Genomic DNA, 8,568 nt, shown 5'->3' with positions numbered 1-8,568 from the left:
TCGCGCAGCTCCGCGCCGGTGGAGAGCACCACGACGCGCGGCCGCGGGTGCACCCGCACCGTCGGCAGGCCGACGGCGGCCAGCAGGCCGAGGTGGCGGGAGGTGAGCCGGGTGCCGGGCTCGAGGAGGAGGTCGCCGGAGGTGACGTCGCCGCCGGCGCCGCGCACGTGCGCGCCGGTCTCGGGCACCTCGGTGATCGCCACCTGCTCGGAGCCGCGGTCGGTCCACTCGTAGGGGACGACGGCGTCGGCGCCGGGCGGCATCGGGGCGCCGGTCATGATCTTGACCGCCGTGCCGGGCTCGACGGTGGCGGTGCGCTCGCTGCCCGCGCCGATCGCACCGAGCACCGGCAGCACGACGGGCGTCTCGGCGGTGGCGCCGGCGAGGTCGGCGGCGCGCACGGCGTAGCCGTCCATGGCGGAGTTGTCGAAGGAGGGCAGGTCGAGCGCGGAGTGCACGGTGTCGGCGGCCACGAGGCCGAGGGCGTCGAGCAGCGGCACCTCGACGGCGGGCAGCGGCGTGACGGCGTCGAGGATCCGCGCGAGGTGCTCCTCGACGCTGATCGGCGCCGGGCTCGGGTCGGGCGTGGCCTCAGGCATCGTCGGCCAGGACCGTCCCGGGCTCCAGGCGGGTGGCGGCGCCCGCGGAGAGCGTCACCTCGCCCTGCACCTGCACGCCCTTGCCGAAGGTGACGTCGCCCTGGACGCGCAGCGAGGTGGCGTCCTTCAGCGACGGCGCGCCCTCGGGGAAGCGCTTGTCGAACTCGCCGACCAGCTTGTAGTGCGCGGAGTCGAGGTCGACGAACGGCAGCGAGGAGGCCACCTGGTCGAGCACGAAGTCCTCGCCGATGGCGTAGACGTCCGAGCGCAGCACCAGCAGGTCGTTGGTGGTCTTCACCGGCACGAAGCGGTCGCGGCCGACCTCGATGAGCGTGGCGCCCTCGAAGACCTCGATGGCCGCGCCCATCGCGGTCTCGATCTGGATCACCTCGGGGGTGGAGGAGTCGCCGGGGTCGACGGTCTTGACGTTGCGGATCAGCGGCAGGCCGAGGATGCCGTCGCGCTGGTCGAGGGTGTCCTTCATGGCCCGCAGGTCGAACCAGAGGTTGTTGGTGGAGCAGAACTGGTGACGCGTGAGGTCGGCCAGCGCCTCCTTGTCCTCCGGCAGGGTCTGCGCCGTCTCGCGCAGCACGATGCGGCCGTCGCTCTTGCGCCGCGCGAAGTGGCCGCCCTTGACGTCGGAGGGCGTGCGACGCACGGCCTCGATCGCGAACGGCGCGCCCGAGGAGGCGAACCAGCCGGCCACCCGGGCGTCGGGGACGGCGCCGAGGTTGTCGGAGTTGGAGACGAAGACCCGCTCGTAGCCGGCCTCGAGGAGGGTGTCGAGCAGTCCGGTGCCACGCAGCGCGGTGTAGAGGTCGCCGTGGCCCGGCGGGCACCACTCGAGCTCGGGGTCCTGCGACCAGGTGACCGGCGTGAGGTCGGCGGCGAGGAGCTTGGGCTCCTTGTTCTGCAGGAACTCCAGCGGCAGGCCCGCGACCGGCAGGTCGGAGTAGCGCGCCAGGGCGTCCATGGTGTCGCCGCTGGTGCGGAAGGAGTTCATGAGGATCAGCGGCAGCGGCGCGTCGTAGGCCTTGCGCAGGTGCAGCACCTGGCGGGCGATGATGTCGAGGAAGCTCAGGCCCCGGCGCACGCACAGCAGCGACTTCGCGCGGTCCATGCCCATCGAGGTGCCCAGGCCGCCGTTGAGCTTGATGACGGCGGTGGTGCGGATCGCGGCGGCGGCGACGTCGTCAGGCACCTCGACGTCGGCGAGCGACTCCATGCCGACGGGGTCGATCGTCGACTCCGGGATCATGCCCGTCTCGCCGTGCTCGAGCAGCCGGTAGTAGTGCGCGAACGTGTCGACCGCGACCTCGTCGATGCCCGCGTCGAGCATCTTGGCGCGCGCCTTCTGCAACCCAGGGGAGCCCATGGGGCCCACCCTAGGCTGGTCCGGTGAGCGAGGGGCAGGCGCGGTCCACCACCGGGGACGAGCCCGGGGACGAGCCTGGGGACGGCAGGGCCGCGAAGACCGCTCTGCGCGACCGTCTGCTCACCGCCCGACGACGTCGCCCCCTGGGTGAGCGGCTCGAGGTCGCGCAGGCCGTGGCCGCCCACGTGCTGGCCTCGCCGGAGGTGCGTCGCGCCGCCACGGTGGCCGCCTACGTCGGGATGGGCGCCGAGGTCGGCACCGGTCCCCTGCTCGAGCGCCTGCGCGCGGCGGGCGTCCGGGTGCTGCTGCCGGTGCTGCTGCCCGACGACGACCTCGACTGGGCGGTGCTGCGCTCCGACGACGACCTCGCCCCCGCCCGTCGGGGGCTGCTCGAGCCCGGCGGCCCGCGGCTGGGCGTCGAGGCGATCGCCACCGCGGACGTCGTCCTCGTGCCGGGGCTGGCGGTCTCCGCGGCCGGCGAGCGGCTCGGACGCGGCGGCGGCTCCTACGACCGCGCGCTGGGCCGGGTGCCGGTGGGCACGCCGACCTGGGTGCTGCTGCACGACGACGAGGTCGGACTCGCCGTGCCCGTCGAGCCGCACGACCGCCCGGTGACCGGCGCCGTGAGCCCGGCCGGGGTCACCCGTCTGCGCCCGCCGGGACGAGGCTGAGCCGGTCCTGCGCGGAGGCGTCCACCGCCGATCGGCTGAAGGCCCACCGCAGGGTGCGGCCCTCGGCGTAGAGGTCGGTCTGGTCGTCGTAGTGCGCGCTGAACGCGTGGCCCGAGACGCCGGTGAGGTTGATCCAGCGGGAGTCGTCCCAGTCGGCCAGCGAGACCACCATCCGCATCGACGGCGCGGTGGTGACGGCGTAGGGGTGACGGGCGTCGGAGGCGGCGTCCCACGAGGAGGCGTCGACGGCCGACGTGCCGCCGCCGACCTTCCACGGGCCGCGGTTGAACAGGTGCTCCACGGCGCTGATCCCGGACTCCCCCAGGGTCGGGTTGACCAGCTCGAGACGGTGCACGCGGCCCCACGTCCAGTCGCCGACATCGCGGGAGATGAGGCGTGTGAGCTCGTTGCGGGCCTGCACCATCGCCACCCGCAGGATGTCGTCGCGATGCTCGACGACGCCCTCGGTGGTGACGTCGTCCCACCAGGCGTCGTCGGGGTGGCGCAGCAGGCGGGTCATGACGGCCACCCACTGCTGACCGCCGTCGGGCCACAGCTCCTGCGGCAGCTCGTCGTGGAAGGTGCGCGCCAGCAGGGCCCGCCACACGGCGTTGAAGTACGCGGCGGCCGCGCTCTGCGGGCCGTCAGCGGGCTGGGAGAGGTCCCACCCGTCGAGCAGGCGCTGCGCCGAGCGCTGGAAGCGGCTCTGCAGCGGCACCTTCAGCAGCAGGGGCACCAGCTCGGAGGCGATCGGCTGACGCGACTCCAGCTGCAGGCGCGCCATGTCGTCGACGCTCACCGTGCCGCCGCCGGCGAAGGCGTCCTCGAGGCGCTCGCGGATGCGCTGGGAGCGGTAGCCGCGGTCCCAGTCGCCGGTGAGCAGGTAGGGGTAGTCGGGGCCGATGACGGCCTGGTTGGCGGTGACGACGAACCCCTCGGCGGGGTCGAGCACCGAGGGCAGCGCGTCGAACGGGACGTCCTGACGGGTCCAGTCGTTCTCCGGCAGCCAGCCGGCCACCGGCATCGAGCCGTCGTTGCCGGACTGGCGGATCGGGACGCGGCCGGGCGCCTGGTAGCCGATGTGGCCGCGCCGGTCGGCGTAGACGAGGTTCTGCGCGGGCACCGAGAACGACGACGCCGCGGCGCGGAAGGAGCGCCAGTCGGTGGCGAGGTCGAGGTCGAGGATCGCGTCGGCCGTCGGCGCGGGGTCCAGCGCGGTCCAGCGCAGCGCGACGGCGGCGTGCTCGCCGTCGCGGGCGGCGCGCGAGAGCCGGGACGCGCGGCCGGCGTCGGCCACGTCGTCGTCGACGTCGGAGAGCAGGGGGCCGTGCCGGGTGCTGCGGACGGTGAGCCGCACCGGCTTCTGGCCGCGGACCTTCAGCGTCTCGGTGCGGACCTCGAGGTCGCGCATCCGGCCGGCGTAGAGGTACTGCTCGCCGCGCACTCGCTCGACGTAGAGGTCGGTGACGTCGGGGCCGAGGTTGGTGAACCCCCAGGCGATGTCGGCGTTGTGGCCGATCACCACGCCCGGCAGCCCGGAGAAGGTGAACCCCGAGACGTCCATGCCGCAGGTGGGCGTGATCTCGCGGCAGTGCAGGCCCATCTGCATCCAGATGCCCGGCATGCTGACGCCCAGGTGGGGGTCGTTGGCCAGCAGCGGCTCGCCCGTGGCCGAGTGCTCGCCGTCGACGACCCAGCTGTTGGAGCCGATGCCGTCGCCGCGGCCCAGCCAGGCCGGCATCGCGGCGGCCTTCTGCCCCGCCGAGCGCAGCGCGGCCAGCTGGGCGCGGTCGAAGGACGGCGCCGGACGCGTGGGGTTGCGGGTGGTGTTGCGCTCGGCGTCCTGCTGGAAGACGCCGTCGACGACCGCGCCCTGGCCGACGATCGGCTGCTGGCGCCGGTAGTCGTAGGCCGGCGTGAGGGTGGCGGCCCGGCGGGCGCCGACGGCCTGCACCGTCAGGGCGCGCTGGATCTCGTCGCTCATGTTGCCGCGCAGGTCCCACGCCATCGCCTTGAGCCAGGCCAGGGAGTCGACCGGGGTCCAGTCCTCGGGCGTGTAGTCGAGGCCGGAGAGGCCCAGCACCGTGTACTCCAGGGAGATCTGGGACGGGCTGTGGGTGTGCAGGTAGGCGTTGACGCCGCGGGCGTAGGCCTCGAGGAAGGCCCGGGTGCGCGGCTTGATCAGCGCCATCTCCTCGGCCGCGACGCGGCGCCAGCCCATCGTCCGCACGACCTTGTCGGAGTCCAGGCCGGCCTCGCCGAACAGCTCGGCCAGCCGGCCCGCGGTGGCGTGCCGGCGCACGTCCATCTCGAAGAACCGCTCCTGGGCGTGGACGTAGCCCTGGGCCATCGCGAGGTCGTCGAGGCTGTCGCCGTAGATCTGCGGGATGCCGTGCTCGTCGCGGATCACCTCGACGCGTCCGGCCAGGCCGGGGATCTCGATGGTGCCGGTGGTCTGCGGGAACGCGCGGCGCACCGCGACCGTGCCGGCCACCAGCCCCGCGATCAGCACGAGCACCAGCACGGCCGAGGTCCACGCCGTCCAGCGCAGCGGCCGGGGCAGGGCCCGCACCGCCCGCCACGGGGCGGTGACGCCGGCCCGCAGACGGGCCGCGCGGCCGGGACCGTCGGGGGTCGCGGGGACGGCGGACTCGGCGGGGTCGTGCACGCTCTGCTCGGCCATGGTCCGGTCATCGTGCCACCCGTGGGCACCCTGTCCTAGAATTGGCACTCAGCACGAGTGAGTGCCAGCCTGGCCGCCAGGCACGAGTGCCAGAACCGCGACCTCCGAGGAAGCCCGTCATGCCGACCTACCAGTACGCCTGCACCGAGTGCGACCACGCCTTCGAGCAGTTCCAGAGCTTCTCCGACGACGCCCTCACCGAGTGCCCGCAGTGCCACGGACGCCTGCGCAAGGTGTTCAACGCCGTCGGCGTGGTGTTCAAGGGCTCGGGCTTCTACCGCACCGACTCCCGCTCGGGGTCCTCCTCCTCGAGCAGCATCAGCAGCTCGTCGGGCACGTCCTCCTCGTCCTCGTCGTCCTCCTCGAGCGACTCCGGCTCGTCCAGCACCTCCAGCACGTCGAGCACCTCGAGCACCTCGAGCACCTCGACCTCGTCCGGCAGCACCGGCTCCTCGAGCAGCAGCGCCGCCGCGTCCTGACCCCGACGGGGCCTGTGGAGGACGATCCCGGCGCCCGGCCGCGACGCCTAGCGTCGGGGCCATGTCGCTCGAGCAGGCCTTCCCGTCCGCCGTCGCCGGCTCGCGCCGGCTGCGCCGCGTGCTGCGCGCCCGCCGGCGCCTGATCGGCGTCGTGCTCCTGGCCGCGGCCGCCGCGCTCTCCCTGCGGGCCGTGCAGCCGCCGGCGGCGCCGTCACAGCCGGTGGTCGTGGCGGCCCACGCCGTCGGCACCGGAGGCGTGCTGGGCCCCGGCGACCTCCGCCTGGCCCGCTACCCCGACGACGCCGTGCCCGAGGGCGCGCTCACGACGCTGCCCGCCGCCGTCGGCCGGCGCGTCACCGCCGGGCTCAGCCCCGGCGAGCCGCTCACCGCCGCCCGCCTGCTCGACGACGACGCCCGCGCCGCGCCCGGCCGCGTCGCCCTCGCCGTCCGCCTGCCCGATGCCGGCCTGGCCGGCCTGCTGCGGGCCGGTGAGCGCATCGACCTCCTGGCCACCGACGCCCGCGGCGGCGGCGCCCGCACGGTGGCCTCGGACGTCGTCGTCCTGGCGCTGCCGCCGCTGTCGGCGTCGGGCCCGGCCGACGAGCCGGGGCGCCCGGTGGTGCTGGAGGTGGCCGCGGGCGAGGTCGCGGAGGTGACCGACGCCGCCGTGCGCCTCTTCCTCAGCTGGGCCTGGGCTCGCTAGCGTGCGGGGCGTCCCGCACGGGCGGCTGCGCCGCCCTCTCGGCCACCACCCCAAGGAGCTCCCCGCATGAGCGGATTCAAGAACTTCATCCTGCGCGGCAATCTCGTCGACCTCGCGGTCGCGGTCATCATCGGCACGGCCTTCGGCACGGTGGTCACGGCGTTCACGGCCTGGCTGACGGCCAAGATCCCGGCGACGGAGGAGACCTTCAAGGGCGCCAAGTCCGGCGACCTCGGCTTCTTCCTCAACGCGCTGATCTCGTTCGTGATCCTCGCGGCGGTCGTCTACTTCTTCATCGTCGTGCCCTACACCAAGGTCAAGGAGCGCTACTTCCCGAGCGCGCCTCCCGGCACCCCCGAGGACATCCAGCTGCTCCGCGAGATCCGCGACCTGCTGGCCGCCGAGCAGCAGGAGGGCAAGCACCTCTGACCCGCTCCCTCGCATCCGCTCCGACCCCGTCCGGCTCCTGCCGGGCGGGGTCGCGCGCGTCCGGGGCCTGCCCCGGCGGCGGCTCGGATCAGATGGGGCCGTGGTGCGGCGGCACCTGCTCGCGCAGCCAAGCGTCGGAGTCGTGGGCCGGCGCCTCGCCGGGGTCGCGCTCGTCGGAGGTGGTGGCCGGCTCGGTGTCGCCGAAGATCGCCGCCAGGCGTCGGCGTCGCTGCTCGGGGGTCTCGGGACGATTCGCCGGCGCCCCGTCCTTCTGGGAGCCGTCCTGGGCCGGGCTCACGTGCACAGGCCGGCGTCGCGCAGCGACTGGGTGGCCGCCGAGGAGCGCTTGGGCTTGTCCGAGCTCGACGAGCCGGGCGCGTCGGCGGCGCTGATGGCGTCGGCGGAGGCCTTGCTCGGCAGCGGCTGATCGGCCTTGAGGCGGGCCCACACGGCGGGGGCGTCGTCGGTCCAGACCAGGCGGTTGGGGTCCTGGGGGTCCGGGGCGTTCGGGATGGTGATGAACGAGACGTCGCTCATCGAGATGCCCGAGAGCTGCGAGCCGAGCTGGGAGATCTTCACCAGGTTGCCCAGGCCGCTGTCGAGGGTGAGCGACTTGGTGGCCGCGCGCAGGAAGCCGAGCACCCGGTCGGGGCGGCTCAGCGTGCCCGCGGAGAGCACCTGGTGGGCCATCGAGGCGATGAACGCCTGCTGGCGCTTCATGCGCCCGGTGTCCGAGCCGTTGCCGACGGCGTGCCGCTCGCGGACGTAGTCGAGCGCCTGCTCGCCCTTGAGGGTCTGGGTGCCGGCGTCGAAGTAGATGCCGCGGCGTCGGTCGTCGATGACCTGCGGGATGCAGACCTGCACGCCCCCGATGGCGTCGACCATGCCGCGGAAGCCGCGGAAGTCGACGACCACGAAGTGGTCGAGGCGGATGCCCGTGAGGCTCTCGAACTGCTGGACGGTGCAGGCGGGCCCGCCGACCGAGAACGCCTCGTTCCACATCACATAGTCCTGCGCGGGGACGATCTCGCGCTGCTTGTTGCGGCAGGCGGGACGATCGACCATCGAGTCGCGCGGGATCGAGATGCCGTACGCGCGCTTCCGGTCGGCCGAGACGTGCAGCAGGATCGTGGTGTCCGAGCGCTCGCCGCCGCCGACCTGCTTGTCGATGTCGTTGCCGGCGCCGTCGCGGGAGTCCGAGCCCATCACGAGGATGTTCAGCGGCTCCTTCGGCCCCTCGACCTTCACCTTGTCGGGGCGCTTGCCGACGATCTGGCTGTTGATGTCGACGACGTTGAGATTGTCGTTGAGGTCGCGGTAGACGTACGCGGTGCCGAGGCCGGTGACCAGCGCGAGCGCGACCAGGGTGACGAGGATGCCGAAGCCCACCGAGTGACGGCGTCGACGCTTCGCCTTCCGCTTGCCCTTGCGCGGGGGCAGCGGCGTCAGCGGGACGTCGTCGTAGTGGCTCATCGCCGACCATTGTGCGGAGGCGCACCGCGCGAGGCCAAAACGGCCCGGGTGCTCTGCGTCACGTCCGACCCTCACGGATGATCTCGCCACATGCCCGGACCGACGCCCCGGCGACGCCTGGAGCCGACCGCTGCGGCTAGGCTCGGCGCGGCCGGA

The 8,568-nt window shown here is 73.7% G+C and carries 9 protein-coding genes; 4 read left to right on the top strand and 5 right to left on the bottom strand.

Going from position 1 to position 8,568, the window contains the following annotated elements; all coding sequences use genetic code 11:
* Both ACZDWJ_RS17105 and ACZDWJ_RS17100 read right to left on the bottom strand, forming a co-directional pair.
* On the bottom strand, window positions 1-599 hold a 599-nt coding region (locus ACZDWJ_RS17105; protein ID WP_463522903.1), incomplete at its 3' end, for a molybdopterin molybdotransferase MoeA.
* Window positions 592-1,974 (bottom strand): UTP--glucose-1-phosphate uridylyltransferase, encoded by a 1,383-nt coding sequence (locus ACZDWJ_RS17100; RefSeq protein WP_463522901.1) that lies wholly within the window; start codon window positions 1,972-1,974, stop codon window positions 592-594. The genes ACZDWJ_RS17100 and ACZDWJ_RS17105, both read right to left, overlap by 8 nt.
* 23 nt (window positions 1,975-1,997) lie before the next feature.
* Between ACZDWJ_RS17100 and ACZDWJ_RS17095 the strand changes: the two genes are divergently transcribed.
* The gene (locus ACZDWJ_RS17095; protein ID WP_463522899.1) at window positions 1,998-2,645 is read left to right on the top strand and encodes a 5-formyltetrahydrofolate cyclo-ligase; all 648 of its coding nucleotides are present in this window, start codon (window positions 1,998-2,000) and stop codon (window positions 2,643-2,645) included.
* Here the strand turns inward: ACZDWJ_RS17095 and ACZDWJ_RS17090 are convergent.
* Window positions 2,614-5,328 (bottom strand): penicillin acylase family protein, encoded by a 2,715-nt coding sequence (locus ACZDWJ_RS17090; RefSeq protein WP_463522897.1) that lies wholly within the window; start codon window positions 5,326-5,328, stop codon window positions 2,614-2,616. The two genes, ACZDWJ_RS17095 and ACZDWJ_RS17090, sit on opposite strands and share 32 nt — an antisense overlap.
* Before the next feature lie 119 nt (window positions 5,329-5,447).
* Between ACZDWJ_RS17090 and ACZDWJ_RS17085 the strand changes: the two genes are divergently transcribed.
* From ACZDWJ_RS17085 to ACZDWJ_RS17075, 3 genes are all read left to right on the top strand, one after another.
* Window positions 5,448-5,807 carry an FmdB family zinc ribbon protein gene (locus ACZDWJ_RS17085; RefSeq protein WP_463522895.1) on the top strand — a complete coding sequence of 120 codons (360 nt, stop codon included), beginning with the start codon at window positions 5,448-5,450 and terminating at the stop codon, window positions 5,805-5,807.
* A gap of 61 nt (window positions 5,808-5,868) precedes the next feature.
* Window positions 5,869-6,510, top strand: a complete 642-nt coding sequence (locus ACZDWJ_RS17080) for an SAF domain-containing protein (protein WP_463522893.1) — start codon at window positions 5,869-5,871, stop codon at window positions 6,508-6,510.
* A 66-nt stretch (window positions 6,511-6,576) separates the two neighbouring features.
* On the top strand, window positions 6,577-6,939 hold the full coding sequence (locus ACZDWJ_RS17075) for a large conductance mechanosensitive channel protein MscL (protein WP_463522891.1): 363 nt from the start codon (window positions 6,577-6,579) through the stop codon (window positions 6,937-6,939).
* Window positions 6,940-7,027: 88 nt separating this feature from the next.
* On the opposite strand, the gene ACZDWJ_RS17070 is transcribed toward ACZDWJ_RS17075, so the two are convergent.
* Window positions 7,028-7,237, bottom strand: coding sequence for a hypothetical protein (locus tag ACZDWJ_RS17070; RefSeq protein ID WP_463522889.1), 210 nt, complete (start codon window positions 7,235-7,237; stop codon window positions 7,028-7,030).
* Window positions 7,234-8,412, bottom strand: a complete 1,179-nt coding sequence (locus ACZDWJ_RS17065) for an LCP family protein (protein WP_463522887.1) — start codon at window positions 8,410-8,412, stop codon at window positions 7,234-7,236. Before ACZDWJ_RS17065 ends, ACZDWJ_RS17070 begins: the two co-directional genes overlap by 4 nt.
* Window positions 8,413-8,568 lie beyond the last annotated feature (156 nt).

This window comes from Nocardioides sp. B129/18, from assembly GCF_055282735.1.
The sequence above is the reverse complement of the archived record's forward strand: the minus strand, read 5'-3'. Positions and strand labels throughout refer to the sequence as shown.

Bases quoted from the DNA above. Each gene is read 5' to 3' on its own strand.
- ACZDWJ_RS17100 (WP_463522901.1), bottom strand. From the start codon at position 1,974: ATGGGCTCCCCTGGGTTGCAGAAGGCGCGCGCCAAGATGCTCGACGCG.
- ACZDWJ_RS17090 (WP_463522897.1), bottom strand. From the start codon at position 5,328: ATGGCCGAGCAGAGCGTGCACGACCCCGCCGAGTCCGCCGTCCCCGCG.
- ACZDWJ_RS17085 (WP_463522895.1), top strand. From the start codon at position 5,448: ATGCCGACCTACCAGTACGCCTGCACCGAGTGCGACCACGCCTTCGAG.
- ACZDWJ_RS17080 (WP_463522893.1), top strand. From the start codon at position 5,869: ATGTCGCTCGAGCAGGCCTTCCCGTCCGCCGTCGCCGGCTCGCGCCGG.
- ACZDWJ_RS17075 (WP_463522891.1), top strand. From the start codon at position 6,577: ATGAGCGGATTCAAGAACTTCATCCTGCGCGGCAATCTCGTCGACCTC.
- ACZDWJ_RS17065 (WP_463522887.1), bottom strand. From the start codon at position 8,412: ATGAGCCACTACGACGACGTCCCGCTGACGCCGCTGCCCCCGCGCAAG.